The sequence below is a fragment of the Acetobacter tropicalis genome (genome assembly GCF_001580915.1).
In the GTDB taxonomy this organism is placed as follows: domain Bacteria; phylum Pseudomonadota; class Alphaproteobacteria; order Acetobacterales; family Acetobacteraceae; genus Acetobacter; species Acetobacter tropicalis.
Genome location: NZ_LHZQ01000210.1, coordinates 1 through 24,404, shown reverse-complemented (window position 1 = coordinate 24,404; position 24,404 = coordinate 1). Strand labels below are relative to the sequence as shown.

Sequence of the window (24,404 nt, the reverse complement as noted above, 5' to 3'; positions counted from 1 at the left end):
AGAACTCAAAAAAATGGAGACAAGAGAGAGGCGGGGCTCTCTCAGTCCAGTGCATCACGCAGGCGGCGTTCGTAATGGCGATAGTATTTATCGGCCATCAGTTCACTTTTCACCAGAACAGCAACATCGGTTGTGTTGAACTGTGGGTCAATTACCGCACCATCCCCCACATATCCCCCAAGGCGGAGATACCCTTTGATAAGAGGAGGCAGGCGCGCCAGACATTTCCGGTAATCAAGAGCGTGCGGATCAACCCGCAGCATCTCCACCTTACGTTCCGGCAGGGCCTTTACGCGTAGGGCCGGGGGCGCAAGATGATTATGATAAAGATAGGTCAGTTCATCCGCCAGATCATCCGGGTTGGTGCCAGGCAGGCTTGCGCAGCCAAACAGCACATCAATCCGGTGCAGGAAGATGTAGGAGGCAATACCCCGCCATAACAACTGCATGGCGGCCCGACCGCGGTAGTTTTTATCCACGCAGGACCGACCGACTTCCAGCAGACGCCCCGGAAATTCCGTCAGGGCGGAAATGTCATATTCGCTTGAAGAGTAGAAATGGCCGATTTTGGCGGCGGCATCGCTCTGCACAAGGCGATACGTGCCCACCACGCCGCGGGCATCCGAGGCAATGGCGTTATCAATCACCAGCAGATGGTCTGCTACCTCGTCAAACTCATCAATATCGCGCTTCAGGCGGAGGGTTTCCGGGCTGGGATGGGCACCCATTTCCTCATAAAACACACGGTAGCGAAGGGCCTGCGCGGCATCGCGTTCCGCTTCCGTGGCGGCAATGCGCACACTCAGATTTCCTCCCCGCAGTTCTGGAAAGCCATTGCGTTCCAGATCAAGGGTGGAGAGCGAACTGGCTGCAGGGTGCTGTGCCGCGCTCATGCGTCCACTCCCTTCGCCTTACGGGCGCGGGATGGAGCTTTAGCGTCCTTGGGAGGCTGAGGGCGTTTTTTGCCAAAGAGTTCAAGCCGCATGGAGACAAAATCGAAACCAAGCCGCTCAGCTACCCGGCGCATCAGTTCTTCATGTTCCGGGTCTTCAAACTCAATCACCTTACCGTTATCAACATCAATAAGATGATAATGGTGCCGTCCGCCTTCCGTGGCTTCATAGCGGGCGCGACCGCCGCCAAAATCCCGGCGTTCCAGAATCCCTTTTTCTTCCAGCAGCCGGACCGTACGATAAACGGTGGCGACTGAAATACGGGAATCCAGCGCCGAGGCCCGACGATAGAGTTCTTCTACATCCGGATGATCATCTGCGTCTGACAGAACGCGCGCAATAACGCGACGCTGCCCAGTCATTTTCAGGCCATGTTCTACACAGAGCTGCGCGATCCGCGATTCTTCTGCCGACTGAGACTTCAAGGGCGCAAATCCTGCTTATTACCACCTGCATTCATTCCTATATCAGGTAGCCGAAATGGAAAGGGTTTGTCCAATTTTACACAGGCCTACAGGTTTTCTATGGTGTGATCTGGAAGAAAGTTTCCCACCCCGGCCGTGGGCTTGAGGAGTTTCAAAACCATGCAGAATGCCCTTTTCGACCACCACGATGGGGCCAGTCCTAGTGCCATGACTCTGGATATCACGGCAGAGAAGTGCCCCATGACCTTTGTCAGAACGCGTCTGGCGCTGGATGGGTTGCCGGCTGGAAGTCTGCTTGCCGTAAGGCTGAGGGGGGAAGAGCCCCGTAAAAATGTCAGCCGGTCCGTGCGTGGGCTGGGGCATCTCATTCTCTCGGAGCAGGAAGAGGCTGATGGCAGTGTGGTTCTGACCATTCAGAAAAAAGGCGACCCGAAGGCCGCCTGAGAACACGGTCACCGTTTCAGGTTGGCCGTCCTGTAGGCAGACAAGTTCTCGTCTGCCTACATGTGTTGATCAGTTGTTCATGGCTTCAAAGAAGTCATTGTTGGATTTGCTGTATTTCAGCTTGTCCAGCAGGAAGTCCATGGCGTCCATGGTGCCCATGGGTGCCAGAATGCGGCGCAGTACCCACATTTTGGACAGGGTGGCGCGGTCAACCAGCATTTCTTCCTTACGGGTGCCGCTTTTGGTGATGTCAATGGCCGGGAAGGTGCGCTTGTCAGCCAGCTTGCGGTCAAGGATGAGTTCGGAGTTGCCGGTGCCTTTGAATTCTTCAAAGATCACTTCATCCATGCGGCTGCCGGTATCAATCAGTGCCGTAGCGATGATGGTGAGTGACCCACCTTCTTCAATGTTACGGGCGGCACCAAAGAAGCGCTTGGGCCGCTGTAGCGCATTGGCGTCCACACCGCCGGTCAGCACCTTGCCGGATGAGGGCACAACGGTGTTATAGGCACGGGCCAGACGCGTGATGGAATCCAGCAGGATCACAACATCGCGCTTGTGTTCCACCAGACGCTTGGCCTTTTCCAGCACCATTTCCGTGACCTGCACGTGGCGGTGGGCTGGTTCGTCAAAGGTGGAAGAAATCACTTCACCCCGCACAGAGCGGGCCATGTCGGTCACTTCTTCCGGGCGTTCGTCAATCAGCAGCACAATCAGGAAGCATTCCGGATGGTTGGCGCTGATGGAGGAGGCAATGCTCTGCAGCATAACCGTTTTACCGGTGCGCGGCGGCGCCACAATCAGGGCGCGCTGCCCCATGCCGATGGGGGCAACAAGATCAATCACGCGCGGCGTGAAATCCTGTGTGCTCTTGCCTTTTTTACCCTTGGTTTCGCTTACGGCCGGAGCCTGGCTTTCCACTTCCATCTGGAGGCGGCGCTCTGGGTAAAGCGGGGTCAGGTTATCAAAATTGATGCGGTGGCGTACGGCCTCCGGCGGTTCAAAATTGATGCTGTTGATTTTCAGAAGAGAGAAATAGCGTTCCCCATCACGCGGGGCGCGGATCTGGCCTTCAACCGTATCCCCTGTGCGCAGGCCGAAGCGGCGCACCTGGGTGGGGGAGATGTAAATGTCATCCGGGCCGGGAAGGTAGTTTGATTCGGGGGAGCGGAGATAACCGAACCCGTCATGCAGGATCTCGAGCGTGCCGTCGCCGTATATGGCCTGGTCGTTATCGGCCAAGGCTTTCAGGATGGCGAACATCATGTCCTGTTTGCGCAGAGACGATGCGTTTTCGATATTCAGGTCTTCGGCGCAGGCTAAAAGATCGGCCGGTGATTTGGCCTTGAGTTCCGCAAGATGCATCTAGGAATGCCCTGACTGGCAATAGTTCAGAAGGGGAAGGTCTGGACCGGGAAAAGCCTGCCATCGGAGGTGCCGGTGCATAACAACAGCGTGTTACGCCAGCATGCCGACGCAGGATGGTCCTGACTTAGGGAGGAGGGCCACTGGACAGGTGAAGTCAGCCAGTGTCTAGGCTGGGAAGATAGTGGGAACCGGCCCGTTCGTCAACCATCCGCGTGTTGCAACATGGCGCGGCGGGCCGTTTTCAGCGGGCGGTGGCTGATGTGGTTGCGGCCTGCCATGCTGAACGTGTCAGCCAGTATTCGGAAATGGACGTATCAGGTGAGATGAACTGCGTGACCTGAGACCACAGTTGCGTCGGGCGAGGATGGTTGGTGAGCGCGCCAGACATCTGGGCCTCGGAACAGGGGCCATCCAGTGTCAATGTGCGGTGGGGCAGGGCGATGCTGAATGTGCAGCGGGAGGTCTGGCTCAGGGCCGTGGCGCTGATATGCCCTTTCAGGCGACCGGCAACCAGCGGGCGCATGCTGGAATCCAGCCGCATCATTTCCCCTTCCAGTCCACCACCCTGCGTCTGGTGCATGCCAAGCAGAATGCGCGTATCACCATGCGAGGAAAGACCACCATAACGGAGGGGTTCTGCCGCCATCTGGTTGAAAAACGCCTGATAATTTTCCTGTGGAGCAGCAGAGGAGGCAGCCCGCGCTGGTGTGGTCACTCCCGGGACTGAAAGCAGCAGGGCAACAGCAGCGCCCAGCGCAAAACCCGGGCGGAATGAAAACAGGGAACGGTTCATTTGATGCCTCCTAGCCAGCCTTTGCGCCAGAACCAGAGAAGTGGAAGAATGACTGAGGCCGCCATGAGCCCCAGAGAATACCAGTAGCCAAAGCGCCAATCGAGTTCAGGAATATCCTTGAAGTTCATTCCATAAACCCCGGCGATCAGGGTCGGGGCCACGCCAATGAAGCTGACAACAGTCAGAACTTTCATCACGCCGTTCTGTTCAATGCTGATAAAGCCCAATGTGGCGTCCAGCAGAAACTCTACCTTGCCTGCGGCTTGTGAAACATAATCCGTAAGGGATGAAAGATCCCGGTTGGCGGTTGTCATGCGGGTGCGCAACATGCCGGAGAGTGCATAGGGCGCGTTTTCCGTTGGCAGGGTGGTTACGCCCGCTTCAAATCGGCGTGTTGTCAGCGGAAAGCCGGAGGCTGGTGCTGCGCCGTCCTTTTTGCTTTCTCCCAGAAAAATGGTGATGCGCTCTAGCCCAAGCAGTGTATCCCGCATGCGGGAGCATAAATCACCTGAGCTGCCAACGCGTTGCAAAAGATCCCGCTGCCATGCGGCAACGTTGCGCAAAGGTGGCTGTTCGCGCTGGCGTCGGAAAATATCGTGCGAGAGTTTGTCCAGCAGATTGCCCACACTTTCCAGAATATCGGCCAAGCGGTCCACAATGGTTTCAATAAGGGCCACCAGCACTTCACCACTACCGAGTGTGACTTCTGCCCGGGGAGCAACAACGGCTGCAGGCGTGGGGGATTCAGCAATATGGCCCGGGGGAAGCGCCATGGTGGTCTCGGGCAGGGACTCGGGAGCACGATGTTCGGGAGGGGCAGCGTGGTCGGCCACCATCTGCGCTACGGCTTCAAATGAGGGATAGGCCTGAAAGCGGATGGTAATCAGCCGCTCCGCTGTAAGAATGAACCCGACGGGCGAGGTCTGAAACTCGGTACCAATTTTTTTGAGCAGGGGGGTGGACAGAAAAGCCGCCCCGTTGCGGACACTTATGCGAGATGAGCTTTCAATTTCATTCAGATCATCAAATGTGGGAATGGGCTGGCCGCACAGGGCGGTGGCCAGAGCCTGTTCCTGTGGGGTGGGGTTCAGCAGATCAAGCCATGTTACGCCATGGGCGTCTGCCTCGTTTTCGACCGCCCGGGCGGGCATGCCGGGCCTGTGGGCCAGGAACATGCAAATCTCCCTGAAATTCTAGCAGCATTTACATCAAGCCTGCGGGCCGTGCGGGTGTGGAACCGGGCGGGGTGCCGCGCCCACAAGACTATTGAGGGATATGCCCGTGTCTGCATCCGGCTGGCAAGGGTATGGCGCTTTGCGCATGCGGGGGCTGTGCAAGCTGCAATGGCTTCTGGTAAGCCAGAACACTGCCAGGTGGCCATGGGTGGCCCCGGCATAACGCGGCACAGGAGCGGTAGAACCAGCAATGGCGGACCCGGTAGAACACGGCATAACAGCAAATCAGGCCAATTCCCTCCGGCATGGACCGGATGAGCGTGGGCATTTTGGTGGCTGGTATGGTGGGCGCTTTGTGGCGGAAACGCTGATGCCGCTCGTGCTGGAGCTGGAGCAGGCCTATAACGCCGCCAAGGCTGATCCCTCTTTCCAGAAAGAACTTGATTTCTACCTGCGTGATTATGTGGGTCGGCCCAGCCCGCTTTGGTTCGCCCGCCGCATGACGGAAGAATTGGGCGGCGCGAAGATCTACATGAAGCGTGAGGAACTGAACCACACAGGCTCCCACAAGCTGAACAACGTGATGGGCCAGATTTTGCTGGCGCGCCGCATGGGCCGCACCCGCATTGTGGCGGAAACCGGGGCAGGCCAGCATGGCGTGGCGACGGCCACCGTCTGTGCGCTGTTTGGCATGAAATGCGTGATCTACATGGGTGCGACAGACGTTGAACGTCAGTCTCCCAACGTGTTCCGTATGCGGCTGCTTGGTGCGGAAGTGGTGCCTGTTACGGCAGGTGCCGGCACGCTGAAAGATGCCATGAACGAAGCCATGCGGGACTGGGTGGCCAACGTGGCGGATACGTATTTTCTGGTGGGCACGGTGGCTGGGCCGCATCCGTACCCCGCCATGGTGCGTGATTTCCAGAGCGTGATCGGGGAAGAAACCAAGGAGCAGATGCAGGCCGCAGAAGGGCGTTTGCCGGATGTGGTAGTAGCGGCCATTGGCGGTGGTTCCAACGCCATGGGTATTTTCCATCCGTTCCTTGATGATTCTTCCGTAGGGCTGATCGGCGTGGAAGCCGCTGGGTGTGGGCTGGATAGCGGCAAGACTGCTGCCTCCATTGAGCGTGGCCGCCCCGGCGTTCTGCATGGCAACCGCACCTACCTGCTGCAAAATGCAGATGGCCAGATTGATGAGGCACACTCCATCAGCGCCGGGTTGGATTATCCGGGGGTTGGGCCGGAACATTCCTGGCTGAGTGACATCGGTCGTGCGGAATATGTGGGTGCGACGGACACGGAAGCACTGGATGCCTTCCAGCTTTGCACCCGCACGGAGGGCATTATTCCCGCGCTGGAATCCGCCCACGCCATTGCCTATGCAGCCAAGATTGCACCCACCCTGCCCAAGGACACACTGTTGGTTGTGAATATTTCCGGCCGGGGGGACAAGGATATCTTCACCGTAGCCGAACATCTGGGAGTGAAACTGTGAGCCGCATCGCCGCCCGTTTTAAATCTCTGGCCGCCGAAGGGCGCGGCGCGCTCATCCCGTATCTGGAAGCGTATGATCCGGATCTTGAAACGTCTCTGGCGCTGCTCAAGGCCATGCCTGCCGCTGGGGCGGACCTGATTGAAGTTGGTATGCCGTTTTCCGATCCGTCAGCAGATGGGCCGGTTATTCAGGCGGCAGCGCGCCGGGGACTGAAGGCAGGAGCCACATTGCCGGGCGTGCTGGCTATGGTGGCGGAATTCCGCAAGGAGAATGCGGAAACGCCCGTCATCCTGATGGGCTATCTCAACCCGATTGAAGCCTACGGGTATGACCGGTTCTGCACAGACGCCGCCAAGGCCGGTGTGGATGGGTTGATTATTGTCGATCTGCCGCCGGAAGAAGCGGATGTGATCGAAAAACCAGCCGAGGAAGCGGGGCTGGACATTATCCGGCTGGTGGCGCCTACCACGTCTGATGAGCGTTTGCGTTATGTGCTCTCCCACGCCTCCGGCTTTGTCTATTACGTCAGCATCACTGGCATTACGGGCACCCGCACGGCAAGCAAGCATGATCTGAAAGAAGCCCTGCCGCGTCTGCGTGCGGCAACAGATCTGCCGGTCGCCATCGGGTTTGGCATCCGCTCTCCGGAACAGGCAGCAACGGCAGCCAGTATTGCAGATGGCGCGGTTGTCGCTTCTGTCCTGCTGGCAACTCTGGCTGAAACGCTGGATGCGGATGGCAAGGCCACAGCGGAAACCCTGCCGCGCGTGTTGGAGCAGATTCGCGCGCTGGCTGCTGCCGTGCGCGCCGGTGTTCCCGCTGCGGACCAAACCGCTTGATGACCCTGCGCAGTTCAGCCCTGAACGGATGAGCACACCGTATCGGGTTTTCGTTATTGGGGGCGGCCCAGCCGGTCTGGCCGCCGCTGAAGTGCTGTCTGATGCCGGGTGTGTGGTTCATGTTGTGGAACGCATGCCCAGCCTTGGCCGTAAATTCCTTATGGCCGGGCGGGGCGGGTTGAATATCAGCCATTCTGAAGAGCAGGAAAAGCTGCTGGCGCGTTATGGTGCGGCAGCCCCGTGGCTTGCCCCGGCACTGGCAGCATGGACAACGGATGATATCCGCCATTGGATGAGCGGACTGGGGCAGGAAAGCTTCATCGGTTCCTCCGGTCGTGTCTTTCCCAAAAGCATGAAAGCCTCTCCGCTTCTGCGGGCATGGCTTGCCCGTTTGCAGCAGCAGGGCGTGCAGTTTCACACCCGCGTGGACTGGACTGGCTGGGATGCTGCAACCGGAAGGCTGACTTTTACACCGGCACAAGGGCGCTCTGATCTGCCGCCTGACCTTGTAGAACCCTGCCGAGCGGATGCCGTGGTGTTGGCCACGGGCGGCGCAAGTTGGCCCCGGTTGGGTAGCAACGGCGCATGGGTTCCAGCATTGCAGGCGCAGGGTGCGACCGTGGTGCTCTTGCAGCCAGCCAATTGCGGATTTCGTACCAACTGGTCCGCGGCCATGCGGGACCGTTTTGCTGGAACGCCGCTCAAGCCTGTGACCCTGCGGTTTGGTGACCATACCGTGCGTGGGGAGGTGGTCGTGACGGCCACTGGCTTGGAAGGCGGCGCGCTTTATGCGCTGTCTGGCGTGCTGCGGAACCACATCTCCCAGCATGGGCCGGCAGAACTGCTTCTTGATCTGCGGCCTGATCTGAGTGTCGCGACTCTGGCGAGCCGACTGGCCAAAGTGCGCCCGCGCGAGAGTTTGTCCAACCGTTTGCGCAAGGCGTTGCGTTTGCCGCCCGTGGTCTCGGCGTTACTGCGTGAGGAGGTTGAGGTTCCCGTCACCCCTCAGGCGCTGGCGGAGCGGCTCAAGGCACTTCCCGTTCTCCTCACTGGGCCCGAGTCTATTGAGCGGGCTATTTCCTCGGCTGGAGGGGTGGCTCAGGCCGCGTGTGAGGCAAATTTTATGCTTCACGCCAAACCGGGTGTTTTTGTTGCCGGCGAAATGCTGGATTGGGAGGCTCCAACCGGCGGTTATCTGCTGCATGCCTGTCTTGCCACGGGCCGTGCCGCCGCAAAGGGTGCATTGCAATGGTTGCGGGAAACCCGTTCCTGACGGTATCGGATGCCCCATGACCAACATGATCACAATGGGGGAAGTGCCGGGCGGCGGTCCCGCACAGATGGACCTTGCCGAACTTCTGGCCACGCGCCTGCTGGTGCAGGGCAATTCCGGTTCAGGAAAGTCGCACCTGCTGCGGCGTTTGCTGGAGCAGTCTGCGCGGTTGGTGCAGCAGGCCATTATTGATCCGGAAGGCGATTTTGTCAGTCTGGCCGACAAATTCGGCCATCTGGTGATTGATGGGGCCGAATGTTCTGAAATGGCGCTGCATGCGGCGGGTGAGCGGATGCGCGTGCATCGCGCCTCTGTCGTGCTGAATCTGGAAGGGCTTGATGCCGACCAGCAGATGAAATGGGCCGCCGCGTTTCTGGGCGGCATGTTCGAAACCCCGCGTGACTATTGGTACCCTGTTCTGGTGGTGGTGGACGAAGCCCAGCTTTTTGCTCCCGCAGCGGCGGGTGAGGTTTCGGACGAGGCCCGGCGGTCTTCGCTGGGGGCCATGACCAACCTGATGTGCCGTGGCCGTAAGCGTGGGCTGGCAGGCGTTATAGCCACCCAGCGTCTGGCCAAACTGGCCAAGAACGTGGCGGCCGAGGCGTCTAACTTTCTGATGGGCCGCACCTTTCTGGATATTGATATGGCCCGTGCCTCAGACCTTCTGGGCATGGAGCGGCGGCAGGCAGAAGCCTTCCGTGATCTGCCCCGCGGCACGTTTGTGGCGCTGGGTCCGGCAATGTGCCGCAGGCCAACACCCGTGCGTATCGGCTCGGTTGAAACAGAAAGCCGCTCCGCCGGGCCGGTGCTTACGCCATTTCAGCCCCCTTCCGAGCCGCTGCATGATCTGATTCTGGCCCCTTTGCCTGCGGCGGAAGCATTTGTGCGCTCCAGAAAAGCGCCTGCCACCCCGCCGCCTGATCTGCTTTCCCAGCTTGCCGCCCATGGCGAGGCGCAGGCGGCAGCCGCACAGGTGGAGCAGGAGCAGGAAGAAACGCCGGAAGATCAGGGCGAACGCGAGTCCCGCATGGCCGCCATTGTGCGGGACATGCTGGCGGATGATGAAACAGCATTTCGCTCCGCTGCCGTGCTGTATCAGGATTTTCTGGTGCGGTGCCGTATTGCCGGGCTGGGCCGCAATGCGCTGGACCTAAAAGGCTTCAATCGCGCTTTGGCCACGGCGCGGAGTGGTGTGACAGAAGATCTGTCCGTCACGCCGGAATGGCAGCAAGCAGAAGCGCTGGCCAATGCTCTGCCGGAAGATCTGCAATCCGTGTTTCTGTTTCTGGCCCGCGCGGCCATTGATCGGCAGCCGTGCCCCTCAGATGCGGAAATTGCCCGGGTGTATGGCACTGTCTCGCAAGGCAGAGCGCGCCGTTTGCTGGAATGGCTGGAAGACCGCAACGTGATTGTCTTGCAGGCGGATGGCATGGGTCGCCGGGTGATTACGGTCATTGGTCCGGGTTGGGAAACCCTGCCCGGCGCGCCGCAGGCGTAATACGCAAAAAAGTGCCGCCTTGCGGGCATGACGGGCGCGGCCTGCGGTGCTATAGCCCGGAGCATGACGGATGACCCGCCTTTCAGCCCGGCCTTGCTGCCGGCCGGCTTTGTAGATCTGCTCACGCCTGATGCCCGGACCGAGGCAGAAGGTGTGGACGCGCTTATGGGCGTATTTGCCTCACACGGATATAACCGGGTGCGGCCGCCGCTTATGGAGTTTGAAGAAACTCTGCTGGCGGGCTCTGGGGCCTCTCTGGCTGACCAGAGCTTCCGGGTGATGGACCCGGATACGCGCCGCATGATGGTGCTGCGGCCTGATATCACGCCCCAGATTGCCCGTATGGCCGCGACTCGCCTTGGTGGCGCCCCGCGCCCGCTGCGTCTGTCCTATTCCGGTTCCTGCGTGGTGGTTCTGCCTGCAGCGGCGGAAGAAAGCGGTCGCCAGATCATGCAGGCAGGGATCGAGCTGATCGGCCCGGATACGCCTCAGGCCGATGCGGAAGTCGTTTCCGTTGCGGCAGAAGCGCTGGCGCAACTGGGTGTGCCGGGTGTCTCGTTTGACCTGACCATGCCTCCTTTTGTGCCTGCCTTGCTTGAAGAGGCAAAGGTTCCTGCGGCCGTGCGCCCTGCGTTGATGCGTGCGCTGGACCGCAAGGATGCCGCCGCCGTGGCGGAACTTGGGGGCACGTTGTCTGAAACGCTGATTACCCTGCTGCGTGCGGCTGGCCCGGCAGAACAGGCTGTCAGCCTGCTGGCGCGCATCGATCTGCCGCCGCGCTCCCGCGCTATTATCCAGCGTCTCGCTGATACGGTGGAAGCAGTTCGGGCGCTGAACCCCACCCTGCGCCTGACAGTTGATCCGGTTGAGTTTCGGGGCTGGAAGTACCACACTGGCGTATGCGTTACGGTGTTTGCCGTTGGTCGGTCTGAAGAACTGGGCCGTGGTGGACGCTACCTGTGCAATGATAACGAACCTGCCTGTGGCCTTACGTTCCGGCCAGACGTGCTGTTCCGCATGATTCCGCCCGCCGCAGCGCGTCCGCGTGTCTATCTGGCCCCAGGGGCGGACCGTCAGGTTGCGGCCAGCCTGCGCAAGCAGGGCTATGCCACGCTTGCGGCCCTTGGAGGCGTCTCTGCCGCCAGGGCAAAAGGGGCCGCCTCCACACAGGCAGAAGCCCACGGGCCGGAGTATGATCGGGCCGAGGCCAGACGCCTTGGGTGCAGCCATATTCTTTCAGGTGCCACGTGCACGGAGCTTGAGTAACGGCCGCCAGCCTCAGGCGGCCTCTCTGCCCCATGCGGGGCGTAATCAGGCAGATTTTCCAGGAGCAGACTGTTTATGTCCAACGTCACCGTAATTGGCGCCCAGTGGGGCGATGAAGGCAAAGGTAAGATTGTTGACTGGCTGGCCAGCCGGGCAGACATTGTTGTGCGCTTTCAGGGCGGCCACAATGCGGGCCATACGCTGGTGGTGGGCAATCAGGTTTACAAGCTTTCCCTGCTGCCTTCCGGCGTTGTCAGCGGCAAGATTGGCGTGATCGGCAACGGCGTGGTGGTGGACCCGCAGGCTCTGCTGGCAGAAATTGGCCGCATTCAGGAACAGGGGCTGGTTGTGACCCCTGATACCCTGAAAATTGCGGAAAACGTGCCGCTGATTCTACCTGTGCATGGCGCGCTTGACCGCGCGCGTGAAGCTGCACGTGGCGACCGCAAGATTGGCACCACCGGCCGTGGCATTGGCCCCGCCTATGAAGATAAAGTGGCCCGCCGCGCCATCCGTCTGTGTGATCTGGCTGAGCCGGAAACGCTGGACTGGAAGCTGGACGAACTGCTGCTGCACCATAACACTCTGCTGGCGGGGCTTGGCGCACCAACCTTCAAGAAGGAAGACCTGCTGGCCTTCCTGACGGATATTGCCCCCAAGGTGCTGCCGTTTGCCGCCCCCACATGGGACATTCTGGATGAAGCGCGCCGTACAGGCAGCCGTATCCTGTTTGAAGGCGCTCAGGCTGTCATGCTGGATGTGGACCACGGCACCTATCCGTTTGTTACCAGCTCCAACACGGTTGCCTCCAATGCAGGTACGGGCTCGGGTATGGGCCCAAGTGCCGCTGGTTTTGTGCTGGGTATTGCCAAGGCGTACTGCACCCGCGTGGGGGAAGGCCCGTTCCCGTCTGAACTGCATGATGATGTGGGCCGCAAGATTGGTGAGCGTGGGCATGAATTCGGCACAGTTACGGGCCGCCCGCGTCGCTGCGGCTGGTTTGATGCCGTTTTGGTGCGTCATGCCGTGCGTGTTGGCGGCGTGAACGGTCTGGCCCTGACCAAGCTGGATGTGCTGGACGGGTTTGACGAAATCCGTATCTGCGTTGGGTATGAACTGGACGGTAAGACCATTGATCGCTTTCCGTCCTCTCCGGCGGCTCAGGCCCGTATCAAACCGGTGTTTGAAACGGTTGAAGGCTGGAAAGATACGACCCACGGAGCACGGAGCTGGGCAGAACTGCCTGCGCAGGCCATCAAATATGTGCGTCGGATTGAAGAATTGGTAGGCGCACCGGTCACCCTGCTGTCCACCAGTCCTGACCGTGATGATACCATCCTGATGCGTGACCCGTTTGAAGACTGAGGCACACAGACATCTTCCCCTGGCCTGCTAAGGCTAGGGGAAGCACGTTTGGGTCAAGATATAGTGAAGGCCCGGTTCTGGCGCGGAAGTGGCAGAGCCGGGCTTTTTTGTATCAGCGCGGCTGGGCAGGGTTCTGCTGCATGGCTGTGGCAGCCGGACCTTCCGCAAACCCGCCAAACACGCGGGATGTGGGGTAAAGGGCATGCAGCCGCTCTTTGCGGGCATTTTCATCCAGCGTGGCAACAATGCCTTCCAGCATACCCAGCTGCAGCATGCCGCGTGCAGAGAAAGCCTGGGAAAACTGCTTCCCGAAGGTTTTTAATAAAACTGTCACGGAGGGGCGGGACGCTTTGCCGCTATGCGGCAGAGAAGTGCGAAAAATACTCATGCGAGCGTATCCTGGAGGTGCATCCGGCACGATTGCCGGTCCAGCTCCTTTCCGGTCCCATAATCCAGGAAGTCTGGTGATGTATATAAAGATTTTGCACATCAGCAGGGTGTTTTTCGCAAGGGCGGCAGCGGTGGCGGATTTCCGCCATGCAGTTGTTTTTTTGTCCGGCCACAGCCTATTCTCCGTCCGAATCGTTATGGGTAGGTCATGACGCAGAAAACGAACATTCTTGTGGTTGAAGATGATCCGGCACTCTCCCGGCTTATCTGTTACAATCTTGAAAAACAGGATTACGAGGTCCGGCTGGCAGCAGATGGGCAGGACGCGCTGGAGCAGATTGCGCGCCGTATGCCTGATCTTGTCCTGCTGGACTGGATGCTGCCTGGGGTTTCCGGCATTGAAGTGTGCCGCCGCTTGAGGGAACAGCCCAAAACCCGTACGCTGCCCGTGATCATGCTCAGTGCCCGTGGGCAGGAGACAGATAGCGTGCGCGGGCTGGATACTGGCGCGGATGATTATCTGGTCAAGCCCTTTGGCATGGAAACGCTGTTTGCGCGTGTAAAGGCCATTTTGCGGCGTGTGCCCCCCCCCAGCAAAACCTTGCAGTTTGAAACGCTGGTGCTTGATCGGGTAGCGCACAAGGTTGAACGCAATGGTCGTCTGCTGGCGCTTGGCCCAACCGAATACCGGCTGCTCGAATTTCTGATGAGCCATCCTGGGCAGGTTTTCTCCCGCGAGGAACTGTTGGAGCACGCATGGGAGCGCAGTTCCTACGTTGAATTGCGTACTGTGGATGTGCACATTCGTCGTCTGCGCCAGACGCTGAATGAAGGGGATGAAAAAGACCTGATCAGAACAGTGCGGGCGCGCGGTTACGCGCTTGATCTGCCGCAGGACTGATTTTGTCCGATTGCCCGAACTGGCCTGACTCATGATGCACGCCCTGCTTTTTGCGGCTGGTGGTGCGTTGGCGGGAGGTCTGCTGGCAAGCGGACTGACGGCCTTGGCTTTACGGCGTGGTCAGGACCCTGTTCCAGAAAAACTGCCGGAACCTCCGCCCTTTCTTCCCGCCAGAGCGCGACTGCTTATGGCTGTGGAGCAGGTGGTGTCTTCCCTCCCGGCAGCCAGCCTGGTGCTCGATCAGGACAGGCGCCAGCTTTATGCTTCCCCCCAAGCGTACCGACAGTTTGGAGAAAGCGTAGGCAGTATTGAACGGCATCCGGCGTTTCAGGGGGCGTTGGATCGGCTGGCGACGCGCAGCCCCACCCGGGGGGAAGAAATAGAAGAAGCCCGCATTGTTCTCGATGTGCCCATGCATCGCATTGTGCGGGGGTTTTTCCAGAAAAAGGCATTTCCCAAGAACATTTTTGCGTCTGAAGAGGAAAGGAACGAGGAACGCCGCACCGTTCTGCTGACCTTTGTTGTCCTTTATGATGTGACCGAGGCCGAGATCACGGAACGCCAGCATGCGGATTTCGTCGCCTTTGCCAGTCATGAACTCCGAACACCGCTTGCAGCCCTGATGGGTTTTATTGAAACCCTGCAAGGCCCGGCAGCGGATGATCCGGAAGCCCAAAAGGAGTTTCTGGGTATCATGGCGGCGCAGGGCCGTCGCATGCAGCGGTTGCTTGATGGTCTGCTGTACCTCTCCCGTGTGCAGATGCTGGAACATCAGCGCCCGCGCGGGCAGATACGGCTGGTGGAACTGTGCAGCAGACTCCAGAGCGAGACGAGCATCCTGTTTCGGCAGAAGAATACAGCAGAACTGGTTGTTGTGCCCCCCGATAATCCGGACCTGTGTGTGGCGGGCGATGAAGACCAGATGTTGCAGGTGTTGATCAACCTTGTTGAAAATGCTCTGAAATACGGTGCCTGCCATGGCAAGGACCGACGGGAAAGCGCGCTGAAAATAACAGTAAGCTGTGCCGAGGTGCCATCGGGTGGCGGCTGGCCAACGGGGCCGGGCGTTGTTCTGCAGGTGGCGGATAATGGGCCGGGTATTGCCGCGCGGCATCTGCCACGTTTAACGGAACGGTTCTATCGGGTGCCCAAAACATCTGCCGTGGTGCAGGGAAGCGGTCTGGGGCTTGCTATTGTACAGCATATCATCACCCGCCATGGTGGTCGGTTTGTGGTGGAGAGCATTGTGGGGGAAGGCACAACCTGTAAAATCTGGCTTCCGCTCGGGCAGGTGGCGGGTGTCACAAAAACGTAACAAAACTGTCTTGAATACGTCATTACCTTTTAAGAGGCAGACCCTTTAAGGGAGAGGGCAGACGCAGCTTCGCTGTGTTTTTTTGATGATGTTCAGGGATCATACCGAAATGCATCTTTCATTCCGGCCTCTTGCTATTCTGCTTGCGGCAACCAGCCTTGCCGCTGCATTGCCGGGCGTCTCCATGGCTGAAAGCGTAACGGGGGCAGGTTCCAGCTTTGCCGCACCGATTTATGAAGCATGGAGCGAGGCCGCCAAAACTGCTGTTGGGGTAACAGTTAATTACCAAAGCGTTGGCTCCAGCGCAGGGCAAAATCAGGTTCTGGCAGGAACGGTGGATTTTGGTGCATCTGATGCACCCATGGATGCGCAGAAAATTGAGTCTGCCCATTTGTTCCAGTTTCCCACCGTTATGGGCGGTATTGTGCCGGTTGTGAACATTCCGGGCATGAAAGCCAATACGCTGCGCCTGAGTGGTGATGTGCTCGCCGGTATTTATGCAGGTGACATCACGGAATGGAATGATGCCAAAATAGCGGCCCTGAACCCGGGCGTAACATTGCCGGATCTGGCCATTGCGCCGATCCACCGTGCTGATGGCTCTGGCACCACGTTTGTGTTCACATCCTATCTGGCCCGGTCTTCTGACTCCTGGAAAAACAATCTGGGTGCTGGCACGTCCATCTCCTGGCCCGGTGGTCTGGGTGCCCGTGGGAATGATGGCGTTGCCGCTACCGTGCAGAATACGGAAGGCGCTATTGGTTATGTTGAATATGCCTACGCCAGCCGTAACCACCTGACCACCATCAAGCTGCGCAACCATGCGGGCGAAGATGTTGAAGCCAACCAGACCAGCTTTGCGCATGCCGCTGAATCTGCTGACTGGAAAAATGCCTCTCACTTCGCTGTTGATCTGCTGGATACCGCAGGCCATGGCGCATGGCCCATCGTGTCCGCCACGTATGTGCTGACCCCGGTTCCGCCCAAAGATGCCGCACGTGGTAAAGCTGTGCGTAACTTCTTTACGTGGAGCTTTGAAAAGGGTGATGCCATTGCTGCCAAACTTGACTACGTGGCTCTGCCGCAGGCAGTGAAAAGCGCCATTCTGTCTTCCTGGAAATAAGCGCTTATTTTTTAGATTATCCTAATAAATAAAAGTTATTTTAATAAGTGAGGGCCGTCTGAATATCAGACGGCCCTTTTTCATAAAACTGTAAAGAAACCATCACGAAACCATCACGCACAAGAAACAGAATACGACGTATTCAGCGCTCATCGTCTTCTCTCAGGGAATGGCCTGATGCGTTGTAAAGCTGTTGTTTCTTCTTTTGCGTTTGCTTCTTTTCTGCTGAGCAGCGCAGCATCATCATCTGCTTTGGCGTCTCCTTCGGATGATGCGCAGATCCGTGCGCTCCGTGTAGAAATGGCGCAAATGCGCAAGGAAATGATGGGGCAGATTTCCACGCTGAAAGTGCGTCTGGCCCGTAGTGAGGCAAGTGCCCACAGGCAGGAGCATACCGGCACGGCATCTGTTCAGAACACCCATGCCAACCCCCGCATGCTTGCCTCCGGTCCGATTGATCCGAGAGTGAAGTTTGCTGAGCCAATTCCCCGCGCAAACAGGCTGCGTCTTGCCACGTCTGGCACCCCTACGAGCGACCGTGGGGACATTATGTCCTGGAAATCATTCCGGGCGGCTACGGCCGGTGAGGAAGACGTACATGTCGGTGGTATGATCATCGGTTTTCCAAAAGGCCGCTTTACCATAGCCACGGAAGATGCAGCTTATGCGCTGTCCATTGGTCTGGCATTTCATGAAGATTTTGGCGGCTTCTTTAATGCAGGCCCTCGCCGGGGTGAAGGGCGTGGCGCATTTAACAGCTTTACAAGTAATATGCGGCGTCTGCGTATTCCGTTCACCTTCCGCTATAAAAACTTTGTTGCGGCTGTCACGCCAGATTTCGGGGCCAACCATAATGATGGTTATGTTGGCCTGTATGAAGGAAACCTGAACTACACAGGTTTGCGGAATACTATCCTGACGGTTGGTTACTTCCAGCCCCGCGTTACTGAAGAAGATTCTGAAAGCTCCAACGACTTCTTCACCCTTGAACGTCCCAGCATTACCGACATGGTTCGTAACATTGCGGCGGGTGACGCACGCTTCAGCGTGGGTGCTCTGCATTACGAAAAACGTTGGTGGATTGCAGGCTACTTTACCGGACAGGAATGGGGCCACCGCAACGCGTCTGACAGCAGCTCCACCTATTATGGTGGCGGCAGCGGCACCACCATGGATAGCCAGACAGGGGCCACATTGCGTGTTGCCGGTCGTCCGGTTGCCACGAAAGATTGGGATGTTCACGTAGGGGCATCAGGCATTTCCGCTTTTCGTCTGGCGTGTAATGCTGCCTCGTCCACCTCTGGTTCGGCTACCTCCTGTTCCCGCTCTACATCTTTTGGGCAGCGTCCGGAATTTGATATTGGTGAAGCAAACCTTGCGGCAACGGGTGCCATCAACCATGCGTCTCAGGTTTGGGCAGCAGGACCTGAACTGGGGGTGCGTTGGGATCGGCTGCTTGTAAAGGGTGAATACTATCATGTCGGTGTTCAGCGCGAAGGTGCTGGCCTGAAATCTGCCGGGTTCCAGGGCTGGTATGGTTCAGCGGCTTACACAATTTTCGGCACACCGCGTATGTATAGCGAGAAGAGCGGTGCATTTACTGCTCCTGGTGTGAAAGATAATGAGGAATTCAATCCCGCTCTTAACCACTGGGGCGCGCTTGAAGTTGTGGGTCATTACAGCGTGATCGACCTGAACAGTAACCTGGGCGATGCAAACGCCAAGAACGTGATCCGTGGTGGCCAGCAGACAGTATGGACGGGCGGCCTGAACTGGTATCCCAACCGTCACTTCCGTCTGATGCTTGATTTCAGCCACTTCATCGTGTCTCGCAGCGAGCAGGCTACCAACATTTATGGACGCACGGGTAACTCTGTTGCTGCCCGTGTTCAGGCCGGTTTCTAAAATTCTGTCGATTTAAAAAGGATGATGCAGGTGTTCTGTGTCATCCTACTGCGCCGGTAAATAAGAACTGTGCAGGAGGCCGCGCCAGACCAACAATGGTCAGGCCGGCCTCTTTTGCCAGATTTAGGGCTCGTACGGTGGGGGCGGAAATAGCGACCAGCGTTGTAAAACCCGCCATAATGGCTTTTTGTGCCATTTCATAAGAGCAGCGACTGGTAATAACACAAAACCCTGAGGAAAAATCAGCCTTTTGCCGCAAGCCTGCGCCTATCAGTTTATCCAGTGCGTTATGACGGCCAATATCTTCCCGTATCAACTTTACAGCACCAGTGTCATCACACCACGCTGCGCCATGCACCATATGGACCTGTGCGTTCAAAGCCTGATGGCTGGCAAGTTCCGTCAGACTTTTCTGTATGGCTTTGAGGGAAACAGGAGGCGCGGCCGGCACTTTTGGAAGTTGCGTATGCAGGCTTTTCAGATCATCACTGCCGCAGATACCACATCCTGTACGGCCGGTCATGGCCCGGCGTGATTGGAGAAGACGTCTGAAATCCTCACCCGCTATGGAAAGATGCAGCGTCACGCCATCTTCGGCCTCTTCCACGCGTACGGAGCGAATGGACGCAGGTGTAGAGACCAGCCGTTCTGTTATGGAAAAACCAAAAGCATAATCTTCAAGATGCTCTTTTGTCGCCATCATCACAGCATATGGCACGCTGTTGAAAACAAACCCCACCGGGGTCTCATCCGCCAGACTCAGGTGGGTAGACGTGCAGTCTGTGTCAGTCAGTTTTTCGGCTGGCCAAGAGATCACGAGTGGGTCACTCATTGATCAGTCCTTTTTCAATCATGCGGCATGCAGAGGCATAGTCTTCTGGCGTATTGATGTTGAAGAACGGATCAGGAGCGTGGCCCGCAAATGTCACATGGCGCACGCCAAGAGTTCTGGCAAACATCCGCACCCGTAGCATGTGAGGGGACGGTGGCTGTGCCAGCCAGTCCTGTAACCGCTCAAGGCAGCTTGTGGGCCATGTTGCTACCAGTGGGTGTTCTCTCCCGCTAGAGACAGCAACAGCGGGTGCAGGCAGCAAACGCTCAACCAGCGTTGCGGGAATAAACGGGGTGTCTCCTGGCACAGTCAACACGGTATCGCACTGCTGCGTTCTGGCCCATTGCAGTCCAGCCAGAACACCGGCCAGCGGGCCGCGTTCATCTAACGTGTCTGGCAGAACCGGTATGCCCCAGGGTGCGAACCGGGCGGCATCTCCATTGGCACTTAGGGCCAGCGTTGCGCACTGGGGGGCGAGTTTACGGATCAGGTGCGTAAGGAGAGGTTCCTCATTCAACGCAAGAAGGGGTTTGTCACATCCTCCCATACGCATGCCTTTGCCCCCTGCAAGGATAACGGCGGCAACGTGGGAAGGGTAAGGATGAGCGCTCATGCTGAAAAGACTCCTGCAAGCCGAGGGATATGGCAAGAGACTTTGCACAGGGCAACGGATGTCGCCCATGGTCGTGCAAGGATCAGAAGGCAGTAGACAGCAAAAAGCCCCGGCAAAGCGGGGCTTTCAGCCATAAAACCTTCGTTCCGCAGCGTGGGCAGAACGCGGTTCAGGGAGGGTGGTTTTAGTAGTTCCGCGCCGGAAGCACGTTTTTGTAAGCAATCATGCAGGCAACATATGCGTTGTCATACTGCTGCTGAATGCTGCCTTGGCGGGAATTGGAGTAGGCACCACCACCAGCCGTTCCGGCCAATGCACCGGCACCGGCACCAATTCCGGCACCCACGCCTCCGCCTGCAGCGGCACCCAACCCGGCACCCAGAGCCGTGGCGGCGAGCCCACCGTAAAGGGCACGGTGATTCTGGCGTTCTGCCTGTCCACTTACGCTGCTGGAAGCCTGAGAACGGCAGAAATTCTGTTCCTGCGCGAATGTGGCATAGTCTTTACCCGGTCCCGGCAGCACCATGGCGGTGGGGCCCATAGGGGTTTCCGCGCACGCAGCCAGAAGCAGTGCAGGAACCAGGAAAAAAGCGGCATGTCCAAGTTTCATTGGTCTTACTCTTAGTGTTTAGTTGGTAGCGAAGTATCAGATTAATTTAGCTTTTTTAAGGCAACGCGACCCTCTCCAAATAACATTCATTAAACGCAGGATAGTGCTGAAAGTTCACTCAACTCTCCACCTCAGCTTCGGGGATAGAGGACATTCAAAGAGGCTTCTGGAGCAAGTGGCTTTCTTCTGCATACACACTACGGGCCAGAATTGCGGGCGTGCATTTTTCCACCTTTGGAGTGTCAGGGCACAATGCACTCCGCAAAATGGCAGGTTGCCCACTGTCCACCCGGTTTTCAACCGGACTTCCGATACGGAGTTGCTCTAGGCTCTGGTGGAAAACAACAAACCGCACAAACGGAAGGCCTTTTGCGTCCTGCCAGAGTTCAAAGCCCAGAGTGGTATCCGGTGCGGTCGGGTCTGGCTGGTCTGTGAACGCCCAGTCCAGCCCGAACAGCGTCGCCAGCATATCAAGCGTTGTGTCATGTCCGACAAAAACAACCATGCGGGCAGAGGCTGGAATGGTATCGCCATTTGGGAGGGGCGTTGCATGTTCCGACAGCAAACTGGTGAGGGCATCTGCCAGATATCTCCCGCGCGGGATGGCAATGACTGGGAGGCGCCGGGTGAGATGGCTTTGGTACGTATGGGCAGGCAGAACAGAGGCCACCAGAGCCGCTTGATCTGGGTTGGCGGGAGATGTTTGCGGTGCAGTGCCGGCAGAGGCGTTGTCTGCTGGCGGGATAGCAGTCTGCACGGTAGGAGGGAGACCCTGACAGTATTCCAGCAGTAGGTTTTCAGAAACGGTAGAGGCGAGGGCCATGCCGCCTGTGACATGTGGAGCCCCTTTTTTCCATGAAAGCTGGGCCGGAGCGGAAAAACAGACACTTCCGGGTTTCCCGCATCCCTGGGGAGCAAAAAGGCTTTGTAAGTGAGCGGATGCCGTCTGCGCAGACTTAGGAGGGGGCTGATCAGGAGGCAGGGTTTGCCCGAGCGTGGTTAAAACCGTCTGCTTTTCAAGTGTTTCATGTCCACTGGCCAAAGCATTGAAAAGAGGATCTTTCTGCCCGGCAGGGAGAGAGGCTGCCGTTTGCAGGCATCCCGCGCTCAGGGTTTTTGATAGAACATTGCCGGTTTCCCGCGTGCGGGTGTCAGCCGCATCGGCCCACACAAAAAGAGTGGGCGCACAGGCTCTGCCTCCTTCGGAAAGAAGAGCATGGTAATAATGGCCCAGAAAGGTGCCCATTTGTGCCACATCCGTGCGGCCATGTTCTGTTAATTGCCCCGGGGGCACCGGCCATGCAGACCACGTAACGCCTGTGTTGGCCTTTAGGGCTTCGGGTGTCTGGGTCGGGCTGCGAATGCCGTGGCGGGTGACCAGAATGACCCGCTTGAGGACAGCCCCCCTTTCAGGTGCCAGTTGAGCCTGAGCCTGAGCCTGAGCCTGAGGCGTGAGCGAAGCAACAAGCATGGAGAGAAGGAGCAGCACCGAAAGATGCGCAGCAGAGCATACTCCGGATGGGAGGAAACGTAGGGACGGCAGGAAGGAAAAACGCATGGCACCAGACAGCAGACGCGGAAAAAGCCTAGTGTAAGGGGCTTGGAGGGAGACCTGCAAATAAGGGGCAATAGGCTCCCGGTTTTCCTGCAAAAATCCGGTTGATAGCCCGTCAGGAAAGGCGGGTCACCAGAAGCTGGTTGATGCGGAAGCCTTCTACGTCCACCACTTCAAACCGGAAACCGCTTTCATCAACCCGGTCTGTTTTGCGGGCCATGCGGCGCAGGCGATGCATGACAAAGCCGCTGATGGTATCAAACTGGGCACTGTCAGGCAGTTCGACCAGATGCAACTCGCGCATCACATCGCCAATAGGGGCGGCACCGTCAATCAGCCAGGAATTTTCATCCCGGCGCACAATGGCCTGTTCCTCAAAGGGGTTGGCCAGACCATCCATCAGCGCCCCCATGATATCCTTGAAGGTGATCAACCCCACCACAAGCCCATATTCATTCACAATCAGGGCAAAGCCGACGCCATGGGTATCAAACTGGGCCAGCGTATCCCACAGGTTCAGGGTTTCCGGCACGGACAGCACATCACGCCGCATCCGGAAAATAGGGTTGGGTAACGCAATCTCGCCAGCGACAGGCGTGATGGAGGGGTCCACCACGGACGCAAGCACGTCTTCAGAGCGGATGGAGCCAATAACCGTATCCAGTCCGCCATTGCACAGCGGGTAGCGGGAATATGGTTTGGCCCGTACTTTTTCATGGTTGCTCTGGGCTGTGTCCTGCACGTCCAGATACACAATTTCATCACGCGGGGTCATGGCGGAGGTAACGGAACGATCCTGCAGGCCCAGCACGTTCTGGATCATCTGGTGTTCCTGCTCCAGCAACACGCCAGAGGCCGTGCCTGCGGCCAGAATGGCGCGTAGATCTTCCGGTGTGACCGGCTCCACGGCTGAGGCCGCAGGAATTTTCAGGGCCCGCAGAACAGCATCGGATACCTTGGAGAAAATCCAGACAAATGGGTAGAGCGCCCGCAGCGCGAATTTGGGGAACCACCCAATGGCCAACGCTACCTTGTCCGGCGCGTTCATGGCCACCCGTTTGGGGAGCAGATCAGCAAACAGGACAAACACGCCTGTCACCAACACGAAGCTGAAAGCTGACCCCAGATTCTGCGCCAGCCCGGAGGAAAGGCCCCATTGCATCAACAGAGCCGCACTGGGGGGCGCCAGCATTTCCGAACTGACAATACCACCCAGAATACCAACCCCGTTCAGGCAGATCTGAAGAACGGTCATCACCTGCCCGCTGTTGCGACGCAGGGCCAGGAAGGCCTGCGCACGCTTGTCTCCTGCCTCCGCACGGGAGCGAAGCCTGACTTCCCGCGCTGCCGCGAAGGAAATCTCGGACAGGGAAATCAGGATGCTGACCGCAATCAGCAGGACAAGGGCCAGAATGCCCAGCAGGAACAGGATCAAGAGAAAACTCTACAAACGAGAGAAAAATGGAAATATCCCGTAAGCTATAACTTGTGTGGCTCCTGCCGCCTAGTTTCTTTTGCCTTGCGCAGCAGGCGGATTACCGGGAGATTTTTCCCTCTCTATTCTCCTGCGCCCGTTCTTTTGTCAGATGGTGGTCAAAAGATAACAACTGCTGGCCTGGATGGGGGAGGTGGTGTTTTTCTTCACATTCGGGTCAGACAGTGGTCATTTACCTTCTTTAAAGAGGGGGGTGTATCCTGGTCCTTTGCGGCGCGTTGTGGCAGGGTGTGCGTCCGTAAACAGGACGTGTTTTGCGCATGATGGGCCAATGGCCTCAGATGCAGGTCAGAATCGCCTTCAGACCCCAGGAAAGAAAAACAGCATGTTCGATGCGTACCTTGTGGAGAAGACTGCGGAGGGCACTCCGTCTGTTGTTCTGCGCCACCTGCCAGACGATCAGTTGCCCGAAGGAGATGTGACGGTGCGGGTGGAGTGGTCCACCCTCAACTACAAGGATGCGCTGGCCCTTACTGGCAAGGGGCCGATTATTCGGTCTTACCCCATGGTCCCCGGCATTGATTTTGCAGGCACGGTTGAAGCCTCCAGCAATCCCGCTTTTTCTGTTGGGCAGAAAGTGCTGCTGAACGGGTACGGGGTAGGAGAAAAACATTGGGGTGGTCTGGCAGGCCGTGCTCGGGTGCCGGGTGAATGGCTTGTTCCCTTGCCGGAAGCATTTACCCCCCGGCAGGCCATGGCGGTGGGAACGGCTGGTTACACGGCCATGTTGTGCGTGCAGGCTTTGCAGAAGCAGGGGGTGACACCGCGCAG

The 24,404-nt window shown here is 58.0% G+C and carries 23 protein-coding genes; 12 read left to right on the top strand and 11 right to left on the bottom strand.

From position 1 onward, the window contains the following. Positions 1-41: 41 nt before the first annotated feature. Positions 42-893, bottom strand: coding sequence for a GNAT family N-acetyltransferase (locus AD944_RS09940; RefSeq protein WP_035377062.1), 852 nt, complete (start codon positions 891-893; stop codon positions 42-44). Continuing rightward, the gene (locus AD944_RS09935) at positions 890-1,315 is read right to left on the bottom strand and encodes a Fur family transcriptional regulator (protein WP_035377139.1); all 426 of its coding nucleotides are present in this window, start codon (positions 1,313-1,315) and stop codon (positions 890-892) included. The genes AD944_RS09940 and AD944_RS09935 overlap by 4 nt, the downstream gene beginning before the upstream one ends. A 222-nt stretch (positions 1,316-1,537) precedes the next feature. Here AD944_RS09935 and AD944_RS09930 point away from each other — a divergent pair, with 222 nt between their 5' ends. Further along, positions 1,538-1,822 (top strand): sulfurtransferase TusA family protein, encoded by a 285-nt coding sequence (locus AD944_RS09930; RefSeq protein ID WP_082741192.1) that lies wholly within the window; start codon positions 1,538-1,540, stop codon positions 1,820-1,822. 69 nt (positions 1,823-1,891) lie between these two features. Here AD944_RS09930 and rho read toward each other — a convergent pair whose 3' ends face one another. From rho to AD944_RS09915, 3 genes are all read right to left on the bottom strand, one after another. Next, positions 1,892-3,187, bottom strand: a complete 1,296-nt coding sequence (gene rho / locus AD944_RS09925; protein WP_035377060.1) for a transcription termination factor Rho — start codon at positions 3,185-3,187, stop codon at positions 1,892-1,894. A gap of 244 nt (positions 3,188-3,431) precedes the next feature. Then, the gene (locus tag AD944_RS09920) at positions 3,432-3,983 is read right to left on the bottom strand and encodes a hypothetical protein (protein ID WP_052427141.1); all 552 of its coding nucleotides are present in this window, start codon (positions 3,981-3,983) and stop codon (positions 3,432-3,434) included. Further along, on the bottom strand, positions 3,980-5,158 hold the full coding sequence (locus AD944_RS09915; RefSeq protein WP_035377058.1) for a magnesium transporter CorA family protein: 1,179 nt from the start codon (positions 5,156-5,158) through the stop codon (positions 3,980-3,982). Before AD944_RS09915 ends, AD944_RS09920 begins: the two co-directional genes overlap by 4 nt. A 250-nt stretch (positions 5,159-5,408) precedes the next feature. Here AD944_RS09915 and trpB point away from each other — a divergent pair, with 250 nt between their 5' ends. From trpB to AD944_RS09885, 6 genes are all read left to right on the top strand, one after another. Beyond that, positions 5,409-6,653: a tryptophan synthase subunit beta gene (gene trpB / locus AD944_RS09910; protein WP_045542074.1), complete on the top strand. Its 1,245-nt coding sequence runs from the start codon at positions 5,409-5,411 to the stop codon at positions 6,651-6,653. Next, on the top strand, positions 6,650-7,492 hold the full coding sequence (gene trpA / locus AD944_RS09905) for a tryptophan synthase subunit alpha (protein WP_045542073.1): 843 nt from the start codon (positions 6,650-6,652) through the stop codon (positions 7,490-7,492). The genes trpB and trpA overlap by 4 nt, the downstream gene beginning before the upstream one ends. Before the next feature lie 28 nt (positions 7,493-7,520). Next, positions 7,521-8,765: a TIGR03862 family flavoprotein gene (locus AD944_RS09900; protein ID WP_045542095.1), complete on the top strand. Its 1,245-nt coding sequence runs from the start codon at positions 7,521-7,523 to the stop codon at positions 8,763-8,765. Between the two features lie 16 nt (positions 8,766-8,781). After that, positions 8,782-10,263, top strand: coding sequence for an ATP-binding protein (locus AD944_RS09895; protein ID WP_045542072.1), 1,482 nt, complete (start codon positions 8,782-8,784; stop codon positions 10,261-10,263). A 27-nt stretch (positions 10,264-10,290) separates the two neighbouring features. Continuing rightward, the gene (locus AD944_RS09890) at positions 10,291-11,529 is read left to right on the top strand and encodes an ATP phosphoribosyltransferase regulatory subunit (protein WP_045542071.1); all 1,239 of its coding nucleotides are present in this window, start codon (positions 10,291-10,293) and stop codon (positions 11,527-11,529) included. A gap of 75 nt (positions 11,530-11,604) precedes the next feature. Further along, positions 11,605-12,894, top strand: coding sequence for an adenylosuccinate synthase (locus AD944_RS09885; protein ID WP_006557882.1), 1,290 nt, complete (start codon positions 11,605-11,607; stop codon positions 12,892-12,894). Between the two features lie 112 nt (positions 12,895-13,006). On the opposite strand, the gene AD944_RS09880 is transcribed toward AD944_RS09885, so the two are convergent. Next, complete coding sequence (locus AD944_RS09880) at positions 13,007-13,282, bottom strand: hypothetical protein (protein ID WP_006557883.1); 276 nt, start codon at positions 13,280-13,282, stop codon at positions 13,007-13,009. A gap of 210 nt (positions 13,283-13,492) precedes the next feature. Between AD944_RS09880 and phoB the strand changes: the two genes are divergently transcribed. From phoB to AD944_RS09860, 4 genes are all read left to right on the top strand, one after another. Next, complete coding sequence (gene phoB / locus AD944_RS09875; RefSeq protein ID WP_006557884.1) at positions 13,493-14,185, top strand: phosphate regulon transcriptional regulator PhoB; 693 nt, start codon at positions 13,493-13,495, stop codon at positions 14,183-14,185. A 31-nt stretch (positions 14,186-14,216) separates the two neighbouring features. Then, the gene (locus tag AD944_RS09870; protein ID WP_052427140.1) at positions 14,217-15,500 is read left to right on the top strand and encodes a sensor histidine kinase; all 1,284 of its coding nucleotides are present in this window, start codon (positions 14,217-14,219) and stop codon (positions 15,498-15,500) included. A 109-nt stretch (positions 15,501-15,609) separates the two neighbouring features. Beyond that, a complete protein-coding gene (gene pstS, locus AD944_RS09865; RefSeq protein ID WP_045542093.1) occupies positions 15,610-16,623 on the top strand; it encodes a phosphate ABC transporter substrate-binding protein PstS in 1,014 nt (337 codons plus the stop codon). Positions 16,624-16,800: 177 nt separating this feature from the next. Beyond that, positions 16,801-18,528, top strand: a complete 1,728-nt coding sequence (locus AD944_RS09860; RefSeq protein ID WP_045542070.1) for an OprO/OprP family phosphate-selective porin — start codon at positions 16,801-16,803, stop codon at positions 18,526-18,528. Between the two features lie 40 nt (positions 18,529-18,568). On the opposite strand, the gene fdhD is transcribed toward AD944_RS09860, so the two are convergent. The 5 genes from fdhD to AD944_RS09835 all read right to left on the bottom strand — a co-directional run bounded on the left by fdhD (position 18,569) and on the right by AD944_RS09835 (position 23,573). After that, positions 18,569-19,360 (bottom strand): formate dehydrogenase accessory sulfurtransferase FdhD, encoded by a 792-nt coding sequence (fdhD, locus tag AD944_RS09855; RefSeq protein WP_236709177.1) that lies wholly within the window; start codon positions 19,358-19,360, stop codon positions 18,569-18,571. After that, the gene (mobA, locus tag AD944_RS09850) at positions 19,353-19,973 is read right to left on the bottom strand and encodes a molybdenum cofactor guanylyltransferase MobA (RefSeq protein WP_045542069.1); all 621 of its coding nucleotides are present in this window, start codon (positions 19,971-19,973) and stop codon (positions 19,353-19,355) included. The genes fdhD and mobA overlap by 8 nt, the downstream gene beginning before the upstream one ends. Before the next feature lie 184 nt (positions 19,974-20,157). Beyond that, positions 20,158-20,583, bottom strand: a complete 426-nt coding sequence (locus AD944_RS09845; RefSeq protein ID WP_035377042.1) for a glycine zipper family protein — start codon at positions 20,581-20,583, stop codon at positions 20,158-20,160. 154 nt (positions 20,584-20,737) lie between these two features. Further along, a complete protein-coding gene (locus AD944_RS09840) occupies positions 20,738-22,141 on the bottom strand; it encodes a histidine-type phosphatase (RefSeq protein WP_045542091.1) in 1,404 nt (467 codons plus the stop codon). 112 nt (positions 22,142-22,253) lie between these two features. Next, on the bottom strand, positions 22,254-23,573 hold the full coding sequence (locus tag AD944_RS09835; protein WP_035377041.1) for a hemolysin family protein: 1,320 nt from the start codon (positions 23,571-23,573) through the stop codon (positions 22,254-22,256). Positions 23,574-23,958: 385 nt separating this feature from the next. On the opposite strand from AD944_RS09835, the gene AD944_RS09830 reads away from it, so the two are divergent. Continuing rightward, positions 23,959-24,404 (top strand): alcohol dehydrogenase catalytic domain-containing protein (locus tag AD944_RS09830; protein ID WP_156477256.1); only part of this gene is annotated, 446 nt, incomplete at its 3' end.

Bases quoted from the DNA above. Each gene is read 5' to 3' on its own strand.
- AD944_RS09880 (WP_006557883.1), bottom strand. From the start codon at position 13,282: ATGAGTATTTTTCGCACTTCTCTGCCGCATAGCGGCAAAGCGTCCCGC.
- phoB (WP_006557884.1), top strand. From the start codon at position 13,493: ATGACGCAGAAAACGAACATTCTTGTGGTTGAAGATGATCCGGCACTC.
- pstS (WP_045542093.1), top strand. From the start codon at position 15,610: ATGCATCTTTCATTCCGGCCTCTTGCTATTCTGCTTGCGGCAACCAGC.
- fdhD (WP_236709177.1), bottom strand. From the start codon at position 19,360: ATGAGTGACCCACTCGTGATCTCTTGGCCAGCCGAAAAACTGACTGAC.
- AD944_RS09900 (WP_045542095.1), top strand. From the start codon at position 7,521: ATGAGCACACCGTATCGGGTTTTCGTTATTGGGGGCGGCCCAGCCGGT.
- AD944_RS09870 (WP_052427140.1), top strand. From the start codon at position 14,217: ATGATGCACGCCCTGCTTTTTGCGGCTGGTGGTGCGTTGGCGGGAGGT.
- AD944_RS09895 (WP_045542072.1), top strand. From the start codon at position 8,782: ATGACCAACATGATCACAATGGGGGAAGTGCCGGGCGGCGGTCCCGCA.
- trpB (WP_045542074.1), top strand. From the start codon at position 5,409: ATGGCGGACCCGGTAGAACACGGCATAACAGCAAATCAGGCCAATTCC.
- mobA (WP_045542069.1), bottom strand. From the start codon at position 19,973: ATGAGCGCTCATCCTTACCCTTCCCACGTTGCCGCCGTTATCCTTGCA.
- AD944_RS09935 (WP_035377139.1), bottom strand. From the start codon at position 1,315: ATGACTGGGCAGCGTCGCGTTATTGCGCGCGTTCTGTCAGACGCAGAT.
- AD944_RS09940 (WP_035377062.1), bottom strand. From the start codon at position 893: ATGAGCGCGGCACAGCACCCTGCAGCCAGTTCGCTCTCCACCCTTGAT.
- AD944_RS09915 (WP_035377058.1), bottom strand. From the start codon at position 5,158: ATGTTCCTGGCCCACAGGCCCGGCATGCCCGCCCGGGCGGTCGAAAAC.
- rho (WP_035377060.1), bottom strand. From the start codon at position 3,187: ATGCATCTTGCGGAACTCAAGGCCAAATCACCGGCCGATCTTTTAGCC.
- AD944_RS09840 (WP_045542091.1), bottom strand. From the start codon at position 22,141: ATGCGTTTTTCCTTCCTGCCGTCCCTACGTTTCCTCCCATCCGGAGTA.
- AD944_RS09920 (WP_052427141.1), bottom strand. From the start codon at position 3,983: ATGAACCGTTCCCTGTTTTCATTCCGCCCGGGTTTTGCGCTGGGCGCT.
- AD944_RS09930 (WP_082741192.1), top strand. From the start codon at position 1,538: ATGCAGAATGCCCTTTTCGACCACCACGATGGGGCCAGTCCTAGTGCC.
- AD944_RS09845 (WP_035377042.1), bottom strand. From the start codon at position 20,583: ATGAAACTTGGACATGCCGCTTTTTTCCTGGTTCCTGCACTGCTTCTG.
- AD944_RS09860 (WP_045542070.1), top strand. From the start codon at position 16,801: ATGCGTTGTAAAGCTGTTGTTTCTTCTTTTGCGTTTGCTTCTTTTCTG.
- AD944_RS09885 (WP_006557882.1), top strand. From the start codon at position 11,605: ATGTCCAACGTCACCGTAATTGGCGCCCAGTGGGGCGATGAAGGCAAA.
- AD944_RS09890 (WP_045542071.1), top strand. From the start codon at position 10,291: ATGACGGGCGCGGCCTGCGGTGCTATAGCCCGGAGCATGACGGATGAC.